The organism is Streptomyces showdoensis, from assembly GCF_039535475.1.
Classification (GTDB): domain Bacteria; phylum Actinomycetota; class Actinomycetes; order Streptomycetales; family Streptomycetaceae; genus Streptomyces; species Streptomyces showdoensis.
In genome coordinates, this window is record NZ_BAAAXG010000026.1 from 2,035,937 (window position 1) to 2,059,489 (window position 23,553).

Genomic DNA, 23,553 nt, shown 5'->3' on the forward strand with positions numbered 1-23,553 from the left:
TCCGCGGCACCCCGCGGTCACGACCGCTGGAGGGCGTCCCGGGGGTAGGGCCGGCCCTACCCCCGGCTCCCGGCCTGGGACGATGGCGACGGAACACAGGGCGTGAGGAGGCACCCGGCATGGGCAGGGGCACGGGTACGGGCAGAGGGAGCGGCGACGGCGCCCGCGACGGCGCGGGCGAGGCCGCCCGGACCGTCGAGGCGGCGCTCGGGGCGCTGTACGGGAACGACGACAGGGCGCTGGACACGGCGGCCTCGCTGCTCGCCGCCGCCCCCGGCGCCGACGCCGAACTCGCCCGGCGCGGCGAGGAGTTCGTCCGCTCCCTGTGGACCCGCGGCTGGCAGCCGGCCGACCTCGCCCGTGCGGCCCGCCGCGAGCTGGCGGAGGAGCACGTCCGGCTCCTCTCCGGGATCGTCCGCGCCGAGACGGCCCGCTACGAGCGCCTCCCGCACCGCTGGCGGGCGCAGCTCGACGCGCTCGAACCGGAGGGCTGGACCGCCGACCGCTTCTCGTACGCGACCGCCGTCCTGGAGCTGTACCGGCTCCTGGTCCGGCTGCCCCGCCTCGACGCGGTCGGCCCGGTGCCGGGCGAACCGCTGCCGCCGCCCGTCGCGGGCGAGCCCAAGACGCTGGGCCGGATCCGCGCGCTGCTCGCGAAGGCCGAGGCGACCACGTACGCGGAGGAGGCCGAGGCCCTGACCGCCAAGGCCCAGGAGCTGATGGCCCGCCACAGCCTCGACGAGGCGACCCTGGCGGCGGGCGCGCCCTCGCCGGAGACGCCGGGGGCGCTCCGGATCGGCGTCGACGCGCCGTACGAGCAGGCGAAGGCGATCCTGCTGGACGCGGTGGCGACGGCGAACCACTGCCGGGCCGTGTGGAACGACGGCCTCGGCTTCTCGACGGTCGTCGGCTTCGAGGCCGACCTGGATCCGGTGGAGCTGCTCTACACCTCGCTGCTCGTGCAGGGCACCGCCGCGATGACCCGGGCGGAGGCGGAGCAGCGGGCGGGCGGCCGCAAGCGCACCAAGTCCTTCCGCCAGTCCTTCCTCCTCGCCTACGCGAACCGGCTCGGCGCCCGCCTCTCCGCCACCTCCCGCCGCGTCGCCGCCGAGGCCCCGACCCTCCTCCCCGCCCTCGCCACCCGTGAGGTCGCGGTCTCCGCCCGCACCGACGAACTCTTTCCCGAGACCCGCACCAGCAGGGTGCGGGCCGCTTGGGACGAGGAGGGCTGGTCGCACGGCACGACGGCGGCCGACCGGGCGGGCCTGGGGGCGCCGGGGCGGGGCGAGATCCGCTGAGGGGTGGGCATGCGGGGGCCTCCGCGCGCGGTGGAGTGAATGATCATCACCGCGCTGGACGGGTGCGGAACGTGGCTGTTTGAGTACGGAACGTAACCGATGATCCGGTTTGTTTCTTGTTCCTGTTTCCAGGAGAGCCACGTGTTCCACCTCAAGACTTCCTTCGTGCGGAGGGCCGCTCTCGGCGCGCTCGCCGCGCTGACGCTCGCGGCCGCCGTTCCCGGAGGTGCCGCCGCGGCGGCACCCGAGCCGGTCCAGTGGGCGGCGCTGGGCGACTCGTACACGTCCGGCGTGTTCGTGGGCGACCCCAGCCCCGCGCTCGGCAGCACGGACCGGGACGGCTGCGACCGCAGCACGGGTGCCTACCCGAACCTCGTCGCGGCCGGGCTGGCGGCCACCCCGCCGGGCGGCCGGGCGGTGACGCTGACGGACGTCAGCTGCGGCGCCGCCACCATCGCCGAGATCGCCTCCGCCCGGCAGACCCCGATCAGCCCGGTCGAGCCCCCCGAGGGCGGCTGGCCCGGCGTGGCCGAGCAGGTGCGGCGGGCCGGGCTGGGCGCGCGCACGGACGTGGTCACGATCGGCATCGGCGGCAACAGCCTGCCCTTCGGCAAGATGTTCACGTCCTGCCTGCTCCTGGGCTTCGGCCAGGCGGACGACGCCACCCCGTGCCGGGACGCGTACGAGGGCGGCGGCCCGGTCCTGGACCAGGAGTCGATCCACGACAAGTACGACCGGGTCACCCGGGAGTACGCGCGCATGCTCCGGGCGGTGCGGCAGGCGGCTCCCCACGCCAGGATCATCACGGTCGGCTACCCCACGATCGTCCCCGAGGACGGCACGTCCTGTGACCGCCGGGACACCCACGAGCTCGCCGTGGACGTCGAGGGCGCCGGCCGGCTCGCGGCCACCCACGGGGACGTCGCCTGGCTGCACGAGGTGAACACCCACCTCAACTCGATCATCGAGGCGATCACCGAGCTGAGCGACGGCACCTTCGTCGACACCGCGACCGGCAGCGTCGGTCACGACGCCTGTCAGCCGAAGGGCGCCAAGTGGGTCGAGGGCGTCTGCGGCGAGGCCGGTCCGTACTGGCCGAGCGGGCTCGCCGTCGGCTTCCTCGCCCTGAAGTGCTCCGACGGCGACCGGGCCACGCTCGTGCACCCCAACGCCGCGGGTCACCGCCACACGGCCGCCCGGGTCGAGGCGGCGGTCCGGGCGGCGCTGACGCCGACCTCGACCTGACCCGGCCCCGGACGGCCCCCGCCCGAGCCCCTCGGACGGGGGCCGTCCGGGCCGAATGCCCGTTTCGCCCCAGAACGCGGATAGGCTCGCCCCATGAGCTGGCTCCGGGCGCTGAAGGAGACCGCGCGCTCGGGGCTCTCCGTCGAGCGACGGCGACTGGAGCCCGCCGTGGCCGCGCGCGGGGCGCTGGGCCTGGCGCTCGTCGTCGGGGTGTCGCTCGCGCTGTTCGGGCCCGCGGTGGCGGCCTCGTCCGCGTTCGGCGCGTTCCAGGCGGCGATCGCGACCTTCCAGCGCTCGTACCGCCCCCGCCCCACCCTCGCGCTGGCCTCCGGCGCGAGCCTCGCCGTGTCGACCTTCCTCGGCTACCTCACCGCCTCCCACCCGGTCCCCTTCCTGATCCTGCTCGGCCTGTGGACCTTCCTCGCGGGCCTGGCCTGGGCGGTCGGCCCCACCGTCGGCATCATCGCCGCCTCCAACGTGGCGATCATGCTGGTCACGGTCACCCTGCCGACCTCGGTCGCCACCGCCGCCGGCCACGCCGCGATGATCGCCGTCGGCGGTCTCGTCCAGGCCGCGCTGATCGTCACCATGCCGGTGCGCCGCTGGGGCGCCCAGCGCGACGCGCTCGCCGACGCGCTCGCGGCCGTGGCCGACTACGCCCGGCGGCTGCGCCACGACCCGACCGCCTCCTTCGACCCCGTGCCGCTGATGACGGCCCGCAGCGCCGCCGCCGTCACCCCGCGCCAGGCCCGCCGCCGGCCCGCCGAACTGCACGGGGCGCGCGGCCTCGCCGAGCGGATCCGGCCGGTGCTCGCCTCCCTCGCCGACCCGGCCGTCGGCGCGCCCGCCGAGGGCCCGGAACGGGACCGGGTGCGCGAGCTGCTGGCCGCGGCGGGCGAGCTGCTGGACGCCGCCGCGCACGCGATCCGGCACGGCGAACCGGTCGACCTGCCGCCCGCCGCCGTCGCCGCGCTGCGCACGCCGGACACCGGGGCGATCCTGACCGGCGCGCCCCGCCGGGCCGCGACCCGGCTCGCCGCGCTGCTCGGCGACGTCGTGGAGACCGCCGAGCCCCGCACCGAGACGGCCGCCGAGGCCCGCAGCCGCCCGACCCTGGTGCGGCTGGTCCCGGTGGCGCTCGGGAGGATGCGCGCCGAGCTGCGCCACGAGTCGCCGATCCTGCGCCACGCGATCCGGGTCACGGCGGTGGCCTGCGCCGGCTACCTGATCGGCACCGCCCTGCCCCTCGGGCACGGTTACTGGGCGCCGATGGCCTCGGTGATGGTGATGCGCCCGGACTTCTCGCAGACGTACGCGCGCTCCGTCGCCCGCTTCGGCGGCACCCTCGTCGGCGTCACCCTCGCCTCCGGCATCGTGCAGGCCGCGCACCCGGGCGCGTACGGCTCGGCGGCGCTCGCGGTGGTCTGCGCGTTCGGGATGTACCTGCTGATGCGCACGGGCTACGCGGCCAGCCAGGTCTTCGTCGCCGCGTACGTCGTCTTCCTGCTCGGCATGGCCGGCGAGGGCCTCTCCCAGACCATCCGCGACCGGGTCCTGCTGACCCTCCTCGGCGGCGTCCTCGCGATGCTCGCGTACGCGGTCTACCCGGCCTGGGAGACGCCCCGGCTGCGCGGCCGGCTGGCGGACTGGCTGGTGGCCGACGGGCGGTACGCGGCCTCCGTCGTCGCCCACTACGCCGACCCGGCCGGACCCTCCTGCCCCGACGTGCGCGAGGCGCTGCTCGGTACCCGCGCCGCCCGGATCGGGTGGCAGGAGGGGCTGGCCCGGGCCACCCACGAGCCGGTCCGCCACCGGGGCCTGTCGCACGCGGCGGCGGACGACGCCGAGCACGCCCTGGCCCAGCTGGGCCGGGTCGCCATGCTCCTGGAGGCCCATCTGCCCGAGCGCGGCGCCCCGCCCGTCCCGGAGGCCGCGGCCCTCGCGGAGGCGCTGCGGCGCTCCACCGAGCGGGGCGCGAAGGCGGTCCGGGAGCGCAAGGCGCCCCGCTGGGACGACCTGCGGGCGACGGTCGACGCCTGGTCGGCGGGGGAGGGGGCCCCGGACCACTTCCTGCTGCGCAAGGGCGCCCCGCTCCTCCTGGAGGCGCTCGACGACCTGACGACGGCGCTGACGGAGACGTCCCGGGTCAAGGACTAGAGGCCCTCCCGCCGCCTGCCCTCCCGCCGCCCGCCCTCCCGCCGCCTGCCCTCCCGGCGACCTGCCCTCCCGCCGCCTGCCCTCCCGGCGACCTGCCCTCCCGCCGCCTGCCCTCCCGGCGACCTGCCCTCCCGCCGCCTGCCCTCCCGGCGACCTGCCCTCCCGCCGCCTGCCCTCCCGGCGACCTGCCCTCCCGCCGCCCGCCCTCCCGGCGACCTGCCCTCCCGCCGCCCGCCCTCCCGGCGACCTGCCCTCCCGCCGCCCGCCCTCCCGGCGACCTGCCCTCCCGGCCTCCCGGCCCGCGCGTCCCGTCCGACGCCCCCGTCTCACCAGGACGACTTGCGCACCCCCGGCAGCATCCCCGCGTGGGCCAGCTCCCGCAGTCGGACCCGGGAGAGGCCGAACTTGCGCAGGTGGCCGCGGGGGCGCCCGTCGACGGCGTCGCGGTTGCGGAGCCGGGTGGGGCTCGCGTCGCGCGGCTGGCGGCGCAGTTCGCGCAGGGCCGCCTCCCGGTCGGCCCCGGGCGTCGCCGGGCGGCGGACGATCTCCTTCAGCTCGGCGCGGCGCTCGGCGTACCGGGCCACGACGCGCCGACGCCGCTCGTTGCGCGCGATCTTGCTCGCCTTGGCCATCAGACCCGCACCCCCCGGGCGCGGATGCGGGCCACGGCCGCCTCCACGCCGATCGCGTCGACGGTCCGGATCCCGCGCACGCTCAGGGTGAGGCGCACGTGACGCCCCTCGCTCGGGAGCCAGTAGCGCTTGCGCTGGATGTTGGGGTCGAAGCGGCGGGAGGTGCGCCGGTGGGAGTGCGAGACGCGGTTGCCGAAGCCGGGCCGCGCCCCGGTGAGCTGGCAGTGGGCGGACATCAGGACCTGCCTTTGGTAATGGGAATCGTTTTCATTTACTCTACACATCATGGCCCGCAACGAACTCCGCCCGATCGTGAAACTCCGGTCCACCGCAGGAACCGGCTACACCTACGTCACCCGCAAGAACCGCCGCAACGATCCCGAGCGTCTGACCCTGCGCAAGTACGACCCGGTCGCCCGCCGCCACGTCGACTTCCGAGAGGAGCGCTGAGCCCCGATGAAGCCCGGAATCCACCCCCCGTACGGCCCCGTCGTCTTCCGCGACAAGGCCGGCGGCTTCGCCTTCCTCACCCGCTCCACCCTCACCTCCGACCGGACCGTCGAGTGGGAGGACGGGCACACCTATCCGGTCGTCGACGTCGAGATCTCCTCGGCGAGCCACCCCTTCTACACCGGCACGGCCCGGGTCCTGGACACCGCGGGGCGCGTCGAGCGTTTCGAGAAGCGGTACGGGCGGCGCAACCCGCCCGCCGGGGGAGGGGCGGCCTGACGGCAGGTCAACTCCCCGCACGGTGAGTCGCGTAGTCGCTACGCCACCCCCCGTGCACGTGCATCTGCTCATGCAGCGGCATATGAACACAGCTATGATCCGAGGAAGTTGACACATGCACCAAACATCTCGGGGAGCTACCAGTGCACCACGCGCACCACGCGTACAACGGCATGGCGGCCACGGAGCTTCGTGGTGTCGTGTGGCAGAAGAGCCGGCACAGCAACTCCCAGGGGTCCTGCGTGGAGTTCGCCAAGCTGCCCGGGGGTGACGTCGCGGTGCGCAACTCGCGCCATCCCGAAGGCCCCGCGCTCGTCTACACGCCCGCCGAGATAGAGGCCCTCCTCCTCGGCGTCAAGGACGGGGAGTTCGACCACCTGGTGTGAGGCGCGGCGGCCCGGGAGGGCGCGGTGGAGCACGTACGGGAGGGCCCCGGTGGCAGTCGCCGCCGGGGCCCTCCCGTACGTCCTGTTCCGTACCGTCCGCTACTCCGGTCCCAGCCGGAACAGCGCCCACACCACCTTGCCGTGCAGCGTGCCCGCCAGCGGGTGCCAGCCCCAGCTGTCGCTGAAGGACTCCACCAGGAACAGCCCGCGGCCCGACTCGGCGGCGAAGTCCTCGCCGCCCTCGCGCGCCTCCGGGCTCTCCTGGCTGGGGTCGCGCACGGCGCACACCAGGCGTGAGGCCCAGCGCATGAGGTGCAGGCGGACCGGTGGATTCAGGCCTTCCTCGTACGCCGAGGTCGATTCCGCCGGCACCGCGTGCCGCAGCGCGTTGGTGACGAGCTCCGAGACCACCAGGGCCACGTCGTCGAAGCGGTCCGCGAGGTCCCAGTTGGTGAGCGTCCGACTGGTGAACTTCCGTGCGCCGCGCACCGCTTCGTAGCGGGGCGGCAGCGCGCAGGAGGCGGAGTTGGAGACGGCCGCGGGATCGATCGGCGGGAGACCCTGCCGTAACGGCTCGAGCATGGTCGATCCATTCGGTCCCATGCGAGGCACTCCCGGGAATCGCGACTGTGGTGCGACAACTGGTGCGACAACGGTGCGGCAGCACGCGCGAGTACACGGCTGTGCGGGCTCCATGGTTCCGAATGCGCCGGAGGGATGCAAGGGCAGATGCACGTGCACGCGCCGGACCTGTCCGCCCACGTGCCGATTCTGTGCATAAGTCGCCCCGCCCGGGTGACCCGGCTGCCCGGAACCCGCCCCCGATCCGTAATCGAATGTGTACGCGCTGAAGCGTTTAGTGGCAGAATCCGGGGCTCGACGGGGGCTCGGCATCGGATTGATCCATATTGATCTTGAGGGGCGGGGAGCACCGTGATGGGGAGGCTGGAGCCGTGACGGCAGGCGAATCGAGCGGGGCGAGCGGGAGCGTGGTGCGCCGCATCCTGCTGGGCTCCCAGTTGAGGCGACTGCGCGAATCGCGTGGCATCACCCGGGAGGCGGCCGGTTATTCGATCCGCGCGTCCGAATCCAAGATCAGCCGTATGGAGTTGGGAAGGGTGAGCTTCAAGGCCAGGGACGTCGAGGATCTGCTCACGCTCTACGGGGTCGGCGACGAGACCGAGCGCGGCTCGCTCCTCGGCCTGGCCCGCGAGGCGAACGTGGCCGGCTGGTGGCACAGCTTCGGCGACGTGCTGCCGGGCTGGTTCCAGACCTACATCGGCCTCGAAGGCGCCGCCTCCCTCATCCGCATCTACGAGGTCCAGTTCATCCACGGACTGCTGCAGACCGAGGCCTACGCCCAGGCCGTCGTCACCCGGGGCATGCCCGGCGCCCCGCGCGCCGAGATCGAGCGCCGGGTCGCGCTGCGCCTGGAGCGCCAGAAGGTCCTGGTCTCCGAGCGCGCCCCGCAGTTCCACGCCGTGCTCGACGAGGCCGCGCTGCGCCGCCCGTACGGCGACCGGTCCGTCATGCAGGGCCAGTTGAGGCACCTCATCGAGATCTCCGAGCACCCCAACGTCACGCTCCAGGTGATGCCCTTCAGCTTCGGCGGCCACGCGGGCGAGAGCGGCTCCTTCACCATGCTGAGCTTCCCGGAGTCCGACCTCTCCGACGTCGTCTACCTGGAACAGCTGACCAGCGCCCTCTACCTCGACAAGCGCGAGGAGGTCGCCCAGTACGCCCGGGTGATGGAGCGGCTGCGCGAGGACAGCCCCGACCCGGCGGAAAGTCGGGACCTTCTGCGGGGACTCCTCCAACTCTCCTGAGACGTAAGTACGATGACGTGACATCAGTGCGTCAGTGGGTCAGTGCGTCACCGACGCGTCCGTCCGTGCCGACGTCCGCCACCGCGGGTAAGGGGTCTCGTCCATGTCGTCTGTCCCGTCCCTCTTCACCGAGCTGGCCCACCAGTACATCGACGGCGAGTGGAAGCCGGGCAGCGGCTCGTGGGACATCATCGACTTCAACCCCTACACCGGGGAGAAGCTGGCCTCGATCACCGTGGCCAGCGCCGCCGAGGTCGACCACGCCTACCGGGCCGCCGAGCGGGCCCAGGCGGAGTGGGCGGAGACCAATCCGTACACCCGCCGGCTCGTCTTCGAGCGCGCGCTGCGGATCGTCGAGGACCGCGAGGACGAGCTCGCCGGGGCGATCGTCGCCGAGCTCGGCGGCACCCGCCTGAAGGCCGCCTTCGAGCTGCACCTGGCCAAGGAGTTCCTGCGCGAGGCGATCCAGCTGGCGCTGCGCCCCGAGGGCCGCATCCTGCCCTCGCCGGTGGACGGCAAGGAGAACCGCGTCTACCGCCTGCCGGTCGGCGTCGTCGGCGTCATCTCGCCGTTCAACTTCCCCTTCCTGCTGTCGATCAAGTCGGTCGCCCCGGCCCTCGCGCTCGGCAACGCCGTGGTCCTCAAGCCGCACCAGAACACCCCGATCTGCGGCGGCACCCTGGTCGCCAAGGTCCTGGAGGAGGCCGGTCTGCCGGCCGGTCTGCTCAACGTGGTCGTCACCGACATCGCCGAGATCGGCGACGCCCTGCTGACCCACCCGGTCCCGCAGGTCATCTCCTTCACCGGCTCCGACCGGGTCGGCCGCCACGTCGCCACCGTCTGCGCCCAGAACTTCAAGCACGCCGTGCTCGAACTCGGCGGCAACAGCGCGCTGATCGTCCTGGACGACGCCGACCTCGACTACGCGGTGGACGCGGCCGTCTTCAGCCGCTTCGTGCACCAGGGCCAGGTCTGCATGGCCGCCAACCGCATCCTGGTGGACCGCGCCGTGGAGGCGGAGTTCACCGAGAAGTTCGTGGCGAAGGTGAAGACCCTGCGGGTCGGCGACCCGGCCGACCCCGGCACTCACATCGGCCCGCTGATCAACTCCCAGCAGGCGGAGGCCGTCTCGGCGCTCGTCGACCAGACCGTCGAGGCCGGTGCGACCGCCCTGCTGCGCGGCTCGGTCGAGGGCAACGTCGTCTCGCCGTCCGTCCTCGCCGGGATCCCCGCCGACGCGCCGGTCCTCAACCAGGAGATCTTCGGCCCGGTGGCCCTGATCGTCGCCTTCGACGGCGAGGACGAGGCCGTACGGATCGCCAACGACACCCCGTACGGGCTCAGCGGCGCCGTCCACACGGGTGACATCGAGCGGGGCGTGCGGGTCGCCAAGCGCATCCACACCGGCATGATCCACATCAACGACGGCACCGTGCACGACGAGCCGATCGTCCCCTTCGGCGGCGAGAAGCACTCGGGCATCGGCCGGCTCAACGGCGAGGCGATGATCGAGGCCTTCACCACGCAGAAGTGGATCTCGATCCAGTACGGCCGCAGCCGCTTCCCGTTCTAGTTCCCGGGGCTTTCCGGTTGCGGACAGCAGCTGTCCGCAAGGGTCCGTAGCGTGAGGGGTGTCGAAAGGCGGGGACGGACTCCCCGCCCGGCGCCCCTCGGCTGTATCCACGAAAGGCGGACATCATGGTTGCCCTGGTTCCCACGGAGGCCCCCGGCGACGAGCGCGGAGCGTTCCTCAACTTCATCGAGACGCAGCGCCAGGCGGTCGTCCGGGCCTCGTACGGCCTCACCGAGGAGCAGGCGGCGAGCCGCCCCAGCGTCAGCGAGCTCAGCCTCTCGGGCCTGATCAAGCACTGCGCCGAGGTCGAGCTCAACTGGCTGCGGCTGGCCCAGGGGCGCCCGAACGAGCGGCAGCGCAGCGAGGAGACCTGGGGCGAGGCCTTCCGGCTCGTCGACGGCGAGACGATCCCGGAGGTCGTGGCCTTCTGGCAGGGCGTGGCCAAGGAGACCGAGGAGTTCGTCCGGAGCGTGCCCAGCCTGGACGACACCTTCCCGCTGCCGCCCGCGCCCTGGTTCCCGGTGGACGGCCGGGTCAGCGTCCGCTGGATGCTGCTGCACCTGGTCCAGGAGATCGGCCGGCACGCGGGGCACGCGGACATCGTCCGGGAGTCCCTGGACGGCAAGGGCTCCTTCGAGCTGATCGACCTGGAGAAGCGGACTTCCTAGACTCGGGGCATGTCAGCAATCCGCCTTCTCGTCCTGGGCGCGGTCAAGCAGCACGGCCGCGCCCACGGCTACCAGGTGCGCAACGACCTGGAGTACTGGGGCGCGCACGAGTGGTCCCACGCCAAGCCCGGCTCGATCTACCACGCGCTCAAGCAGATGGCGAAGCAGGGACTGCTGCGCGCCGACGAGATCGCGCCCAGCACGGCGGGCGGCCCGCCGCGGGTCGAGTACGAGATCACGGAGGCGGGCCGCGAGGAGTACCTGCGGCTGCTGCGCGCGGCGGTGTCGACGTACGACCAGGACATGGACGTGCTGTCGGCGGGCATCGGCTTCATCGTGGACCTGCCGCGGGCCGAGGCGCTGGAGCTGCTGCGGGAACGGCTGCGGGCCCTGGACGCCTGGCGGACGGCGGTGACGGAGTACTACACCCCCGAGGGAGGGCCGGAGCAGCTCGGCCACATCGGGGAGATCATGCACCTCTGGGTCCACTCGGCGGACGCGGGCCGGGTGTGGACGCTCGGCCTGATCGACCGGATCGAGGGCGGGGCGTACGTGTTCGCGGGGGAGGGCGACCCCTTCGTCGGCGTGCTGGCGGAGGGCGAGGAGAACCCGTTCGCGGAGTGAGGCGGCGGCCGGAGGGCCGGGCTCGTCGCCCACCGTCTATTCAAGTTTGACTAGCTGCCCGGACGGGCATACCCTCCGCCGCGGGCAACTCGTCAAGTTTGACTACATGATTTCGGGAGGAATCGGGATGTCAGTGGAGGACGTGGTCCTCGTCGAGGGCGCACGGAAGCGGTACGGCGACAAGCACGCCCTGGACGGCCTCGACCTGGCCGTCCGGCGGGGCACGGTGCACGGCCTGCTGGGCCCCAACGGAGCGGGCAAGACCACGACCGTACGGGTGCTGGCCACCCTGCTGCGGCACGACGAGGGCCGGGTGCGGGTGGCGGGCTTCGACGTGCGGGAGCGGGCCCGCGAGGTCCGGCGGCGGATCGGGCTGCTGGGCCAGCACGCGGCCCTCGACGAGGAGCTGTCCGGGCGCCAGAACCTGGAGATGTTCGCCCGCCTGCACCACCTGGGCGCGCGCCGCTCCGGACAGCGGGCGGACGAGCTCCTGGAGCGCTTCGGGCTCGCGGACACCGGCCCCAAGGCCGTACGGAAGTACAGCGGCGGCATGCGGCGGCGGCTCGACCTGGCCGCCTCGCTGATCACCGAACCGGAGGTGCTGTTCCTGGACGAGCCGACCACCGGTCTGGACCCGCGCGGCCGGGCCGAGGTCTGGGACTCGGTGCGCTCGCTGGTCGGCGGAGGCACGACGGTGCTGCTCACCACGCAGTACCTGGAGGAGGCGGATCAGCTGGCCGACCGGATCTCGGTGGTCGACCGGGGCCGGGTGGTCGCCGACGGCACCCCCGACGAGCTGAAGACCCGGGCCGGCCGGGACCGGATCGACGTGGTCGTACGGGACGGGGCGCGGCTCGACGAGGCGGTGCGGCTGCTCCCGTTCGGCCCGCGGGACGCGGAGGTGGACCGGGACCGGCGGCGGATCAGCGCCCCGGTGCGGGACCGGATGGCCTCGCTCGCCGAGACCGTGCGGGCCCTGGAGGCGGCGGGGATCGAGGCGGAGGACGTCGCCCTGCGGCGGCCGACGCTGGACGAGGTGTTCCTGCACCTCACCGGGCCGGGTGCCGAGCGGACCGAAGAGACGGAGGTGGCCGCATGAGCGCGGCGTACGCGGTGGGCGACTGCTGGACCATGACCCGGCGGGAGCTGGCGCACTGGGCGCGGCAGCCCGTCCAGGTGATCGTCGGCCTGGTCTTCCCGGTCATGATGCTGCTGATGTTCGGCTATCTGGTCGGCGGCGGGCGGGCCGTCGAGGGCGACTACGTCGACTTCCTCGTCCCGGGGATGCTCACGCTGACCATGGTCTTCGGCCTCGAAGGCACGATGACGGCGGTGACCCGCGACCTGGACAAGGGCGTGATCGACCGCTTCCGCTCGATGCCGATGGCCGACGGCGCGGTCCTCGTGGGGCGCTCCGCCGCCGACATGCTCCAGTCCGCGGTCGGGCTGCTGTTGATGGCGGGCGTCGGCTACGCGATCGGCTGGCGGACGCACGGCGGTCCCGGCGCGTTCCTCGGGGCGATGGGGCTGCTGCTCCTGCTGCGGTTCGCGATGCTCTGGATCGGCATCCACCTGGCGCTGCTGGCGGGCCGCGCGGAGCTGGTGCAGGCGGTGCAGATCCTGGTCTGGCCGTTCGGCTTCCTGTCCAACGCCTTCGCCGCGCCGGAGTCCATGCCGGGCTGGCTGGGCGCGGTCGTGGAGTGGAACCCCATGTCGGCGACGGCGACGGCGGTGCGGGAACTGCTCGGCGGCCCGGGCGGCGAACCGGGCTGGACCGGCGCCGCGCTGATCTGGCCGCTGGTCCTGCTCGCGGTCTTCTTCCCGCTGGCGGTACGGAGGTTCGGCCGGCTAGGCCGGTAGCGCGCCGGCTAGGCCGGTGGCGCGCCGGCTAGGCCGGTGGCGCGCCGGCTCGGGCGGTGGCGCGGCTGCTCGGGCGGGCCGGACGGCCGGGGCGGGGGTGTCGTCGCGGGCGCCCCCCGCCCCGGCCCCGGCCGGCCCGGCCGGTCAGTGGTGGAAGGACGTCGCGGCCTGCTTGTCGTGGGTGAACGGGCGCGGCTGGCGGCGCAGTTCGGGCAGGATCAGGTTGAGGTCCTCGATGAGCAGGCCCGCCAGGTCGGCGGAGAAGCCGTTGCGGCAGACGATCCGCAGCACCGACAGGTCCTCCCGGTTCTTGGGGAAGGTGTAGGCGGGGACCAGCCAGCCGCTCTCGCGCAGCCGCCGGGAGACGTCGAAGACGTCGAAGTTGGTCACGTCGGGCGCGGTGGTGAAGGCGAAGACGGGGAGTTCGCCGCCGCGGGTCAGCAGCCGGAAGTCGCCCATGGCCTCGATCCGTTCGGACAGGCCCCGGGCGACGTCCCGGCTGGTCTGCTGGACCGCCCGGTAGCCCTCCCGGCCCAGCCGCAGGAAGGTGTAGTACTGCGCGACCACCTGGGCGCCCGGGCGGGAGAAGTTGAGGGCGAAGGTGGGCATGTCGCCGCCCAGGTAGTTGACCCGGAAGACCAGTTCCTCGGGAAGTTCGGCGGGGGAGCGCCACAGCGCCCAGCCGACGCCGGGGTAGACGAGCCCGTACTTGTGGCCGGAGGTGTTGATCGAGGAGACCCGGGGGAGCCGGAAGTCCCAGACCAGGTCCTCGTCGACGAAGGGGGCGACCATGGCGCCGGAGGCCCCGTCCACGTGGACGGGGACGTCGATCCCGGTCCGTTCCTGGAGCGCGTCGAGGGCGGCGCAGATGTCGGCGACCGGTTCGTAGGAGCCGTCGAAGGTGGAGCCGAGGACGGCGACGACGCCGATGGTGTTCTCGTCGCAGAGGGCGGCGGCGGTCTCGGCGTCGAGGTGGAAGCGGTCGCCGTCCATGGGCACGAGCCGGGGCTCGACCTCCCAGAAGTTGCAGAACTTCTCCCAGCAGACCTGGACGTTGATGCCCATCACCAGGTTGGGGCGGGCGCCGCCCCGGTAGCGGTCGGCGTTGCGCTGGGTCCAGCGGCGCTTGAGCGCCATCCCGGCGAGCATGCAGGCCTCGCTGGAGCCGGTGGTGGAACAGCCGACGACGGCGGACGGGTCGGGGGCGTTCCACAGGTGGGCGAGCATCGAGACGCAGCGGCGCTCCAGTTCGGCGGTGCGCGGGTACTCGTCCTTGTCGATCATGTTCTTGTCGCGGCACTCGGCCATCAGCACCCCGGCCTGGGGCTCCATCCAGGTGGTGACGAAGGTGGCCAGGTTGAGGCGGGAGTTGCCGTCGAGCATCAGCTCGTCGTGGACCAGCTGATAGGCGCTCATGGGCGGCAGCGGACCGTCGGGGAGCCGGTGGCGGGGCGGGGCCTCGGTCATGCCGCCGACGGGGTTGGCCTCGCCGTAGAACGGGTTGAAGGAGAGCCGGCGGTGGTGCTCGGTCTCCTGGTCGGCGGGTCCCTTGTGCAGTGCCACGGTGGGCTCCTTCTTCGGGGGAGAGAGGGGACGGGAAGCTCAGCGGAGGGAGTCGCCGTGCTCGTCGAGCTCGAGGACCGGGCGGCCCGTGACGACCAGCCAGGCGGGCAGGATCGCGATGCAGAGCACGGCGACCATCGAGGGGGAGGAGGCGAGCACGGCGGCGACGAAGAGGCTCACCCAGCCCTGCCGGGTGGTGGCGAGCAGGATGCCGAGGACGCCGGCGGAGACGGCCACCGCCGGGTGGATCTCGGGGACGAGCGCCTGGGCGCACAGGCCGAAGGCGGCGCCGATGAAGACGGCGGGGAAGACCCGGCCGCCGCGGAAGCCGCTGGCCGCGGCGACCAGCAGGGCGAGCGTCTTGACCACGGCCAGCTTGGCCAGCTCGCCGGAGCCGAACACGCCGATGTCGGCGGCGAGCTCCCGGGTCTCCTCCAGGCCCTTGAACAGGGTCAGGTGCCCGCCCAGCGCGCCGAGGAGACCGAGGACGAGCCCGCCGACCGGCAGCATCACCATGGGGTGCCTGAGCCGGCCGAAGGCGCGGTGGACGTACGGGAAGGCGTAACAGGCGAGCAGGCCGAAGGCGGCGGCGAGGGTGGCGACGATCAGCGCGGCGAGGAGGTCGCCGAAGCCGGGGTCGTCCAGCGGCGGCAGCCCGATGTCGAAGCTGGGGTCCGAGATCAGCTGGGTGGTCATGGCCCCGGCCCCGGCGGCCACCAGCGGGGCGAAGAGCTTGTCCCACAGCGAACCCTTGCCCGGCTGTCCGGCCAGCGCCTCGGAGAGGACGAGGGCGGCGGCCACGGGGGTGCCGAACAGGGCGCCGAAGGTGGCGGCGGTGGCCAGCGACACCCACAGGACGCCCGGCACGGCGGGCAGCAGCTTGGTGCCGATCCAGAAGGCGAGGGCGATGGCGGAGACGATCGTCGGGTTCTCCGGGCCGAGGCTGACGCCGCCGGCCAGTCCGAAGGTGGCGGCGATGAGCAGGCCGGGGACGACCGGGACGGCGATGGGCGCGCCGCCGAGCCCGCCCTCGGCCGGGTCGCCGCCGGCGTGCCCGTACACCTTCCACACGACGAGACCGACCGCGATGCCGGTCGCGGTCAGCATGGAGATCATCCAGAGCGAGGAGTAGTTCCCGATGCCGAGCGCGTCCGGAAGGGTGTTCCACAGGACGTGCTGGAGCTGTTCGGCGATCGCGCTGATCCCGAGGAACAGCAGGGCCGAGCCCACGCCGACCACGAGGGCGGGCAGGATCTGGGGCAGCAGGATCCGGTGGGGCGCCTCGGGGGCGGGAGTATCGGTGGCCACCGACCCACCATAAGTGGACAAATGCCACACAACATCCCGAGAGCGTCCAGGGATCGGGCGGATCCGGCTTGCACCTCACGCCGCGTCAGGACCCAGGCTGGGCCGCGGACCGACACACGAGAAGGGCGGGCGGCCGATGGGCTACTCCGTGGGACAGGTGGCCGGCTTCGCCGGGGTCACGGTGCGCACCCTGCACCACTACGACGCGATCGGGCTGCTCTCGCCCGGCGGACGCAGCCCGGCGGGCCACCGCCGCTACGCCGACGCGGACCTCGACCGACTGCAGCAGATCCTGTTCTACCGGGAGCTCGGCTTCCCCCTCGAAGAGGTCGCCGTCCTCCTCGACGACCCCCGCGCCGACCCGCGGGAGCACCTGCGACGGCAGCACCGGCTGCTGACCGAGCGCATCGGGGAACTGCGACGGATGGCGGCGGCCGTCGAACACGCCATGGAGGCGCGACGCATGGGCATCAACCTCACCCCCGAAGAGAAGTTCGAGGTCTTCGGCCACAAGGGCCCCGAGCGGTACGCGGAGGAGTCCGCCCGCCGCTGGGGCGGCACCCACACCCACGAGGAGACGCAGGCCCGCGTCGCCACGTACACCAAGGACGACTGGCAGCGCATGAAGGAGGAGGTCGACGCCTGGGGCGCCGCCTACGGCGCCCTCATGGACGCGGGCGGGGCCCCCGGCTCCCCGGCCGCCATGGAGCTCGCCGAGGCCCACCGCGCCCACATCACGAAGTGGTTCTTCGACTGCCACCCGAAGATCCACCAGGGCCTCGCCGAGATGTACGTCTCCGACGAGAACTTCCGGGCCTTCTACGACTCCCTGCACGAGGGCCTGGCCGAGCACCTGCGCGAAGCGATCCACGCCAACGCCCGCCGCCTCGCCGGCTGACCCCGGCCGGTCCGGTTCCTGCCGGTCCGGTCCGGGCCTGCCCGGTCTGCCCGGTCTGGTCTGGTCTGCCCGGGTCTGCTCGGGTCTGTCCGGTCCGGTCCGAGGGCGCAGGCCCTAGGCGCGCGGCGCGATCACCACGGCGGTCCCGTAGGCGCACACCTCGGTGCCCACGTCGGCGGCCTCCGTGACGTCGAAGCGGAACATCAGCACCGCGTTCGCGCCGCGCGCCTTCGCCTGCTCCACCAGCCGTTCCATCGCCTGGTTGCGGGTCTGCACCAGGGTCTTCGTCAGACCCTTCAGCTCACCGCCGATCATCGACTTCAGGCCCGCGCCGATCTGGCTGCCCAGATGCCGGGAGCGCACGGTCAGGCCGAAGACCTCGCCGATCACCTGGCGCACCTCGTACCCCGGCACGTCGTTCGTCGTGACCACCAGCACATCCGACTGGGGACCCTGGCCGCCGCCGTACTCGTCGATGCCCATCCGCATCCACCTCCTGGCCCTCAGCCTGCGGGCGGGCGGACGGCGGCGCATCCGGAAGGCGGCCGTGCGGAGTCCTCGGGCAGGGCCCGCGGGGCCGTGCGGAGCCTCGTGCCGCCATGTGGAACCCGAGGGGTTCACCCCGCGTTGATAGCTTGGGGCCGCAGTCCGTACGACAATCTCCTGGACGCGCCCCCGCGTCCTCCCCGTTTTCCCCCGTACGGCCCGCACCGCCCGCACCGCCCGTCCTTCTTCGCCCCCACAGACCGCAGGAGCCCGGAACCCGTGAACACGCTTGCCCTCGGACCGAGCTGGCTGGACCCGGACTATCTGATCCAGACCTTCGGTCTGATCGGAGTCCTCGTCATCGTCTTCGCCGAGTCCGGACTCCTCATCGGCTTCTTCCTGCCGGGCGACTCGCTCCTCTTCACCACAGGCCTCCTGGTCACCACGGGCAAGCTGGACACCCCGCTGTGGCTGGTCTGCACCCTGATCGTCGCCGCGGCGATCATCGGCGACCAGGTGGGCTACCTCTTCGGCCGCAAGGTCGGACCCGCCCTCTTCCGGCGCCCCGACTCCAAGCTCTTCAAGCAGGAGAACGTCGAGAAGGCGCACGAGTTCTTCGAGAAGCACGGCCCGAAGTCGCTGATCCTGGCCCGCTTCGTGCCGATCGTGCGCACCTTCACGCCGATCATCGCCGGTGTGAGCCGGATGAACTACCGCTCCTTCATCACCTTCAACATCATCGGCGGCGTCCTGTGGGGCGCCGGCGTGACCCTGCTCGGCGCCTCCCTCGGCAAGATCGACTTCGTGCACAAGCACATCGAGCTGATCCTCGTCGCGATCGTGCTGATCTCGGTCGTCCCGATCGTGATCGAGTACCTGCGGGCCCGCGCCCAGTCGAAGAAGAAGCAGCAGGCCGAGGGCCACGGCGGCGGCCACGACGCCCCCGGCACCCCGAACCCGCCGTCCGAGCGCGGCCGCCACGCCAAGCGCTGACCGCTCCCCGCGGCACCCCGCGGGATGACCCGTGCACCACCGACCGGGGGCTTCCCGGGGCCGTAGCGGCCTCTAGAAGCCCCTGGTCCGCTTCGCCGCCCGGCGGGCCGCCGCCGCACCCGGGGCCTGCATGAAGAGGCGGGCCAGCTCGCTCCCGAGGTTCACCCCGATCGCGATCGCCAGGGCCAGCGCCGCCGCCTTCGCCAGCGAGGCGAAGCCCCCGTCCAGGTTGTTCTGCGCGATCGCGAGCACCCCGAAGTACGTCGCCGAACCGGGCAGCAGCGGACCGATCGCCGCCGTCACGTACGGCAGCGACGAGGTGTGGTGGTAGCGGGCGATCAGCTGCCCGAACAGACCCACCAGACCGGCCGCCACCGCCGTCGCCATCACCGTCGAGCCGCCCGCGGTCACCGCGATCGACGCGTAGATCACCCAGGCCACCCCGCCGTTCAGCGTCGCGAACAGCACCGTCGCCCGCGACTGCTGCAGCAGGATCGCGAAGGTCGCGCACAGCACCATCGACGCCACGATCTGCGTCACCGGCCGCTCGACCGGCCGCAGCGCCCCCTCCGGATTCAGCTGCGCCCCGAACTGCACCGCCAGGTACAGCACCGACAGCACGCCCACCACGATCGCCACGAAGAAGTAGCCGACCTCCAGCAGCCGGGCCGAGGCCGTGATGTAGAAGCCGGTCAGACCGTCCTGCACGGCCGCCACCAGCGCCCGCCCCGGGATCAGGGCGAACAGGCCACCCGTGATGACCGCCGAGGGCCGCAGATCGGCGTGCAGCAGCGTCAGCGCCACCCCCATCGCCGCCGGCGGCATCGCCGCCACCAGGAACTGGTAGAACTCCGGCAGCCCGCGCCCCGCGCACAGCCACGCCAGCCGGTCGCCGAGCACCGCGCCCAGCGCCGCCACGAAGAACACCGTCGGCCCACCGCCCAGCAGCACCGACGCGGCCCCGGCCAGCAGCCCGGCCGCCGCCGTGAGCACCCAGCCGGGATACGGGTGCCGGTTGCGCCGTATCTCCGCCAGCCGCCGGTACGCCTCCTCCGGCGTCACGTCGTGCGCACCCGTGTTGATGTCCGCGAGCAGCTGGTAGACGGCCGCGAGGCGGGTGTAGTCGGTGCCCCGGCGCCGGACCGTGCGGTTCGCCGTCACCGGGTCGTCCACCAGCGACGGCTGGTACGTGATCGACAGCAGCGTGAACGTGACCGTCGGCTCGCACCGGTCGAGCCCGTAGGCGCGGCAGATCGCGAACATCGCCGCCTCGACGTCCTCCGCCCCCTCGCCGCCCGCGAGCAGCAGCTCGCCGATGCGCAGGGTCAGGTCGAGCACGCGCGGCACCGAAGGACCGGTCTCGTCCTCCTTGCGCGGCGACTCCGGCACCGGCCGCTCACCCACCGGCAGCCGCAGCATCGTCCGCATCCGGTCCTGCCAGGGCGCGTCCTGCGCCAGCCGGACCATCGGCACCCCGTACGCGGGCGTGAACGCCGGCGGGGAGCTCTTCGCCGAGTACGTCGAGGGCGGAGCGAAGGCGGAACCTTCCTGCTCCGCGGGCGGCTCCGGCGCGAGCCCCTCCGGAAGGGCGAACTCGGAGGTCGGGTGCTCCTCCTCCGGCGGCGCGGGCTGCTCGACCCCGGTCGGCGGGGCGAAGGCGCTGCGCGCCTCGTCCGAGGGCGGCTTCCGGTCCTCCGGGTCCCGCTCCGGACCGTCCGGCTTCGCCACCACTGTCTCCGCACCCACTCCCGGCCGGGCACCCGCACGATCACGCCACGGGGCAAACGATCACGCCACTGTCCAGCCCAGTATGAACGCGCGAAGGGCGGTGCACCTCAGCAGGTGCACCGCCCTTCACAGGCTCAGCCGGACAGGGGCTCAGTGGCCGCCCTGCTCCTTGGCGCGAGCGTAGGACTTCTCGATCTCTTCCTCGGCCTCGGCGCGGCCGACCCAGTCGGCGCCCTCGACGGACTTGCCGGGCTCCAGGTCCTTGTAGACCTCGAAGAAGTGCTGGATCTCCAGGCGGTCGAACTCGGCCACGTGGTGGATGTCGCGCAGGTGCTCCATGCGCGGGTCCGTCGCCGGGACGCACAGCAGCTTGTCGTCGCCGCCGGCCTCGTCCGTCATGCGGAACATGCCGATGGCGCGGCACTTGATGAGGCAGCCCGGGAAGGTGGGCTCGTCCAGGATGACGAGCGCGTCCAGCGGGTCGCCGTCCTCGCCGAGGGTGTTCTCGACGTAGCCGTAGTCCGTCGGGTAGGCGGTCGAGGTGAAGAGACGGCGGTCCAGGCGGATCCGACCGGTCTCGTGGTCGACCTCGTACTTGTTCCGCGATCCCTTGGGGATCTCGATGAGAACGTCGAACTCCACGGGTGGATCTCCTCCTGAATCAACACATGTCAATGCTCGCGATGACGCGCGATGGTTAAGTGTCTCTCACGCACGGTCTTGATCGCGAAAGGGGCTGGTCATCACATGCCGGAGCCCAGAACCTGGCAGCTCGTGGCGGGCTCCGCCGTACTCGGTCTGGCCCTGGCCGCCGGAGCGGTGACCGCGGCCGGTCCGTGGGACTCCGGTCAGCGTAAGGCCGAGCGGGCCCGCGCGGCCGCCGCCGACCCCAGGGGTGGCGCACATCACGCCGGAGCCCCCGGACCCGCCCCCCGCCACCCCGCCGCCGTCCCCGCGCCCGCCCCGAGCGCCGCCGGAGTCCTGCGCGCCCTCGGCGCCCCCGGCACCACGGGAACGACCGGCACCGCCGACACCCCGGGCACCCCGGACGCCCCCGGTTCCACCCGGACGGGCGACCCCACCGGCCCCGCCCGCCCCACCGACTGGGCGGCCGTCCTCGTCCCGCTCCTCGCCGACCCCGGCCTCGGCCCGCTGCGCACCGCCTCCGTCGTCGACGTCGCCACCGGACGCCGGCTGTACGGAGAGGGCGCCGCCACCCCCATGACCCCCGCCTCCACCGTCAAGATCGCCACCGCGGCCGCCGCGCTCTCCGCCCTCGGCCCCGACCACCGCATCGCCACCACCACCGTGACCGGCGCCGACGGACGCACCGTCACCCTCGTCGGCGGCGGCGACCCCACGCTCGACAAGACCCGCCTCAAGGCCCTCGCCGACGCCACCGCCCGCGCCCTCAAGGCCCGCGGCGGCACCCCCCGCCCGGTCCGGCTCGCCTACGACACCAGCCTCTACCAGGGCCCCGCGCTCCACCCCATCGGCCCCAACGAGAACCTGGCCCCGCTCAGCGCCCTCATGACCGACGAGGGCCGCCTCGACGGCAGCCGCAGCGGCCCCGCGCCCCGCACCGCCGACCCGGCCGGCGACACCGCCACCGCCTTCGCCGCCCTGCTGCGCGCCGCCGGCGTCACCGTCCACGGCAGCCCCGCCCCCGGCCGCGCCCCCAAGGCCCCGCAGGCCGCGCCCCTCGCCCGCACCGACTCCGCACCCCTCGCCGACCTCGTCGAACGCACCCTCACCACCAGCGACAACGACCTCGCCGAAGCCCTCGCCCGGCAGACCGCCCTCGCCCGCAAACAGCCCGCCAGCGCCACCGGCGCCGCCAAGGCCGTCCACGACGAGCTCGCCCGCCTCGGCCTCCCCGTCGCCGGCGCCCGCTTCGCCGACGGCAGCGGACTCGACCGGAACGACCGCGTCTCCGCCGCCCTGCTCACCGGCATCCTCACCCGCGCGGCCGACCCCGCCCGCCCCGCCCTGCGCCCCGTCCTCACCGGACTCCCCGTCGGCGGCTTCAGCGGCACCCTCGCCGGACGCTTCGGCACCGACGCCACCGCCCCCGGCGCCGGCCTCGTCCGCGCCAAGACCGGCACCCTCACCGGAGTGAACACCCTCACCGGAACCGTCGTCACCGCCGACGGCCGCCTCCTCGCCTTCGCCTTCCTGGCCGGCCGCACCAGCTCCCCCGACACCGCCCAGCCCGCCCTCGACCGCCTCGCCGCGGCCCTCGCCCCACCCCGCTGACCCGGGGGAACAGTCGCCCGAACCCTCACCGAACCGGCCCCGAGCCCGTACCGTTGACGCATGACGAGCATCGGTGGTGCAGGCACATCGGGGATGGTCGACTGGAATCTCGCCGTCGCGACGGCGACCCGCCTGGTGCGCCCGGGCCCCGAGGTGAGCCGGGAGGAGGCCCGCGAGGTCGTCGCCGAGCTCCGCAGACACGCCAAGGCCGCCGAGGAACACGTCCGCGCCTACACCCGGATGATCCCCGAGGACCGCGACCCCGCAGACACCCCCGACACCCCCGTCCTCGTCGTCGACCGGGCCGGCTGGATCAAGGCCAACGTCGCCGGCTTCCGCGAACTGCTCTCCCCGCTCCTCGACAAGATGCAGGAACGCCGCTCCGGCTCCACCGGCGGCACCGTCCTCAGCAGCGTCGGCGGCAAGGTCACCGGCGTCGAGCTCGGCATGCTGCTGTCCTTCCTGGCCTCCCGCATCCTCGGCCAGTACGAGACCTTCGCCCCCGCCGGCCGCGACCTGCCCGCCGGAGCCGACGGCGCCGGCCGCCTCCTCCTCGTCGCCCCCAACATCGTCCACGTCGAACGCGAGCTGGACGTCTCCCCGCACGACTTCCGGCTCTGGGTCTGCCTCCACGAGGAGACCCACCGCACCCAGTTCACCGCCGTCCCCTGGCTGCGCGACCACCTCCAGGGCGAGATCCAGTCATTCCTCGCCGCCACCGACGTCGACCCCTCCACCGTCGTCGAACGCCTCCGCGAAGCCGCCCAGGCCCTCGCCGGCGGCCGCCCCGAAGGCGAACAGGGCGAACCCGGACCCTCCCTCGTCGAACTCGTCCAGACCCCGGAACAGCGCGAGATCCTCGGCCGCCTCACCGCCGTCATGTCCCTCCTCGAAGGCCACGCCGACTACGTCATGGACGGCGTCGGACCCGACGTCGTGCCCTCCGTCGCCGAGATCCGCGAGAAGTTCCAGCAGCGCCGCGCCCGCGGCGCCTCCCGCCTCGACCTCGCCCTGCGCAAGCTCCTCGGCCTCGACGCCAAGCTCCGCCAGTACCGCGACGGCGAGCGCTTCGTCCGGGCCGTCGTCGACCAGGTCGGCATGGACGGCTTCAACCGCGTCTGGACCTCCCCCAACACGCTCCCGACCAAGACCGAGATCGCCCGCCCGGCCGACTGGGTGGCGAGGGTGCACCGTAAGGCAGACTCGTGAGACGGATGCGTCGGATGGCGGAAGAACACCCCACCAATCACCCATCCGAGGGACCGTAGACGGCGGGTGAGGCGTGCAATGCTCGGGTAACGGCCAGGTTCTGTCACCATCGAC

24 protein-coding genes are annotated in these 23,553 nt (G+C 73.2%); 16 read left to right on the forward strand and 8 right to left on the reverse strand.

Features of this window, described 5'->3' with window-relative positions; genetic code table 11:
• Positions 1-119: 119 nt before the first annotated feature.
• The 3 genes from ABD981_RS22280 to ABD981_RS22290 all read left to right on the forward strand — a co-directional run bounded on the left by ABD981_RS22280 (position 120) and on the right by ABD981_RS22290 (position 4,700).
• Positions 120-1,298 (forward strand): DUF2786 domain-containing protein, encoded by a 1,179-nt coding sequence (locus ABD981_RS22280; RefSeq protein WP_123955027.1) that lies wholly within the window; start codon positions 120-122, stop codon positions 1,296-1,298.
• A 141-nt stretch (positions 1,299-1,439) separates the two neighbouring features.
• Positions 1,440-2,543, forward strand: coding sequence for an SGNH/GDSL hydrolase family protein (locus tag ABD981_RS22285; protein WP_046910871.1), 1,104 nt, complete (start codon positions 1,440-1,442; stop codon positions 2,541-2,543).
• A 93-nt stretch (positions 2,544-2,636) separates the two neighbouring features.
• Positions 2,637-4,700, forward strand: a complete 2,064-nt coding sequence (locus ABD981_RS22290; RefSeq protein WP_046910872.1) for an FUSC family protein — start codon at positions 2,637-2,639, stop codon at positions 4,698-4,700.
• Between the two features lie 326 nt (positions 4,701-5,026).
• On the opposite strand, the gene rpsN is transcribed toward ABD981_RS22290, so the two are convergent.
• Together rpsN and rpmB are read right to left on the reverse strand one after the other, a co-directional pair.
• Complete coding sequence (gene rpsN, locus ABD981_RS22295) at positions 5,027-5,332, reverse strand: 30S ribosomal protein S14 (RefSeq protein WP_345530256.1); 306 nt, start codon at positions 5,330-5,332, stop codon at positions 5,027-5,029.
• Positions 5,332-5,568 carry a 50S ribosomal protein L28 gene (gene rpmB / locus ABD981_RS22300; protein WP_345530258.1) on the reverse strand — a complete coding sequence of 79 codons (237 nt, stop codon included), beginning with the start codon at positions 5,566-5,568 and terminating at the stop codon, positions 5,332-5,334. The genes rpsN and rpmB overlap by 1 nt, the downstream gene beginning before the upstream one ends.
• Positions 5,569-5,617: 49 nt before the next feature.
• On the opposite strand from rpmB, the gene rpmG reads away from it, so the two are divergent.
• The 3 genes from rpmG (at position 5,618) to ABD981_RS22315 (ending at position 6,447) form a co-directional block, all read left to right on the forward strand.
• The gene (gene rpmG / locus ABD981_RS22305; RefSeq protein ID WP_345530260.1) at positions 5,618-5,782 is read left to right on the forward strand and encodes a 50S ribosomal protein L33; all 165 of its coding nucleotides are present in this window, start codon (positions 5,618-5,620) and stop codon (positions 5,780-5,782) included.
• 6 nt (positions 5,783-5,788) lie between these two features.
• Positions 5,789-6,061, forward strand: coding sequence for a type B 50S ribosomal protein L31 (locus tag ABD981_RS22310; protein WP_345530263.1), 273 nt, complete (start codon positions 5,789-5,791; stop codon positions 6,059-6,061).
• Positions 6,062-6,234: 173 nt separating this feature from the next.
• Positions 6,235-6,447: a DUF397 domain-containing protein gene (locus tag ABD981_RS22315; RefSeq protein ID WP_041129870.1), complete on the forward strand. Its 213-nt coding sequence runs from the start codon at positions 6,235-6,237 to the stop codon at positions 6,445-6,447.
• A 99-nt stretch (positions 6,448-6,546) separates the two neighbouring features.
• On the opposite strand, the gene ABD981_RS22320 is transcribed toward ABD981_RS22315, so the two are convergent.
• Positions 6,547-7,050 (reverse strand): ATP-binding protein, encoded by a 504-nt coding sequence (locus tag ABD981_RS22320; RefSeq protein WP_345530266.1) that lies wholly within the window; start codon positions 7,048-7,050, stop codon positions 6,547-6,549.
• A 350-nt stretch (positions 7,051-7,400) separates the two neighbouring features.
• Here ABD981_RS22320 and ABD981_RS22325 point away from each other — a divergent pair, with 350 nt between their 5' ends.
• From ABD981_RS22325 to ABD981_RS22350, 6 genes are all read left to right on the forward strand, one after another.
• Entirely contained in the window at positions 7,401-8,273 is an 873-nt protein-coding gene (locus ABD981_RS22325) for a helix-turn-helix domain-containing protein (RefSeq protein ID WP_345530268.1), read from the forward strand.
• Between the two features lie 103 nt (positions 8,274-8,376).
• Positions 8,377-9,846, forward strand: a complete 1,470-nt coding sequence (locus tag ABD981_RS22330; protein WP_345530270.1) for an aldehyde dehydrogenase family protein — start codon at positions 8,377-8,379, stop codon at positions 9,844-9,846.
• A gap of 125 nt (positions 9,847-9,971) precedes the next feature.
• Positions 9,972-10,514 (forward strand): DinB family protein, encoded by a 543-nt coding sequence (locus ABD981_RS22335; RefSeq protein WP_345530272.1) that lies wholly within the window; start codon positions 9,972-9,974, stop codon positions 10,512-10,514.
• A 9-nt stretch (positions 10,515-10,523) separates the two neighbouring features.
• A complete protein-coding gene (locus ABD981_RS22340; protein ID WP_345530274.1) occupies positions 10,524-11,138 on the forward strand; it encodes a PadR family transcriptional regulator in 615 nt (204 codons plus the stop codon).
• 127 nt (positions 11,139-11,265) lie between these two features.
• Positions 11,266-12,237 carry an ATP-binding cassette domain-containing protein gene (locus ABD981_RS22345; RefSeq protein ID WP_382748775.1) on the forward strand — a complete coding sequence of 324 codons (972 nt, stop codon included), beginning with the start codon at positions 11,266-11,268 and terminating at the stop codon, positions 12,235-12,237.
• Positions 12,234-12,998: an ABC transporter permease gene (locus tag ABD981_RS22350; RefSeq protein WP_345530276.1), complete on the forward strand. Its 765-nt coding sequence runs from the start codon at positions 12,234-12,236 to the stop codon at positions 12,996-12,998. Before ABD981_RS22345 ends, ABD981_RS22350 begins: the two co-directional genes overlap by 4 nt.
• A gap of 144 nt (positions 12,999-13,142) precedes the next feature.
• Here ABD981_RS22350 and gad read toward each other — a convergent pair whose 3' ends face one another.
• A complete protein-coding gene (gene gad / locus ABD981_RS22355) occupies positions 13,143-14,561 on the reverse strand; it encodes a glutamate decarboxylase (protein WP_345530278.1) in 1,419 nt (472 codons plus the stop codon).
• A 39-nt stretch (positions 14,562-14,600) separates the two neighbouring features.
• Entirely contained in the window at positions 14,601-15,869 is a 1,269-nt protein-coding gene (locus tag ABD981_RS22360) for an ion channel protein (protein ID WP_345530280.1), read from the reverse strand.
• 136 nt (positions 15,870-16,005) lie between these two features.
• Here ABD981_RS22360 and ABD981_RS22365 point away from each other — a divergent pair, with 136 nt between their 5' ends.
• Positions 16,006-16,767 carry a MerR family transcriptional regulator gene (locus ABD981_RS22365; RefSeq protein ID WP_345530282.1) on the forward strand — a complete coding sequence of 254 codons (762 nt, stop codon included), beginning with the start codon at positions 16,006-16,008 and terminating at the stop codon, positions 16,765-16,767.
• A gap of 114 nt (positions 16,768-16,881) precedes the next feature.
• Here ABD981_RS22365 and ABD981_RS22370 read toward each other — a convergent pair whose 3' ends face one another.
• Complete coding sequence (locus ABD981_RS22370) at positions 16,882-17,250, reverse strand: YbjQ family protein (RefSeq protein WP_345530284.1); 369 nt, start codon at positions 17,248-17,250, stop codon at positions 16,882-16,884.
• Between the two features lie 282 nt (positions 17,251-17,532).
• Here ABD981_RS22370 and ABD981_RS22375 point away from each other — a divergent pair, with 282 nt between their 5' ends.
• Positions 17,533-18,246: a DedA family protein gene (locus ABD981_RS22375; RefSeq protein WP_345530286.1), complete on the forward strand. Its 714-nt coding sequence runs from the start codon at positions 17,533-17,535 to the stop codon at positions 18,244-18,246.
• Positions 18,247-18,318: 72 nt separating this feature from the next.
• Here ABD981_RS22375 and ABD981_RS22380 read toward each other — a convergent pair whose 3' ends face one another.
• Together ABD981_RS22380 and ABD981_RS22385 are read right to left on the reverse strand one after the other, a co-directional pair.
• Complete coding sequence (locus tag ABD981_RS22380; RefSeq protein WP_345530465.1) at positions 18,319-19,977, reverse strand: threonine/serine exporter family protein; 1,659 nt, start codon at positions 19,975-19,977, stop codon at positions 18,319-18,321.
• 147 nt (positions 19,978-20,124) lie between these two features.
• Positions 20,125-20,616 (reverse strand): inorganic diphosphatase, encoded by a 492-nt coding sequence (locus tag ABD981_RS22385; protein WP_024758444.1) that lies wholly within the window; start codon positions 20,614-20,616, stop codon positions 20,125-20,127.
• A 105-nt stretch (positions 20,617-20,721) separates the two neighbouring features.
• On the opposite strand from ABD981_RS22385, the gene dacB reads away from it, so the two are divergent.
• Positions 20,722-22,230: a D-alanyl-D-alanine carboxypeptidase/D-alanyl-D-alanine endopeptidase gene (dacB, locus tag ABD981_RS22390; protein WP_345530289.1), complete on the forward strand. Its 1,509-nt coding sequence runs from the start codon at positions 20,722-20,724 to the stop codon at positions 22,228-22,230.
• 60 nt (positions 22,231-22,290) lie between these two features.
• On the forward strand, positions 22,291-23,439 hold the full coding sequence (locus tag ABD981_RS22395) for a zinc-dependent metalloprotease (RefSeq protein ID WP_345530291.1): 1,149 nt from the start codon (positions 22,291-22,293) through the stop codon (positions 23,437-23,439).
• The last annotated feature ends 114 nt before the right edge of the window (positions 23,440-23,553 follow it).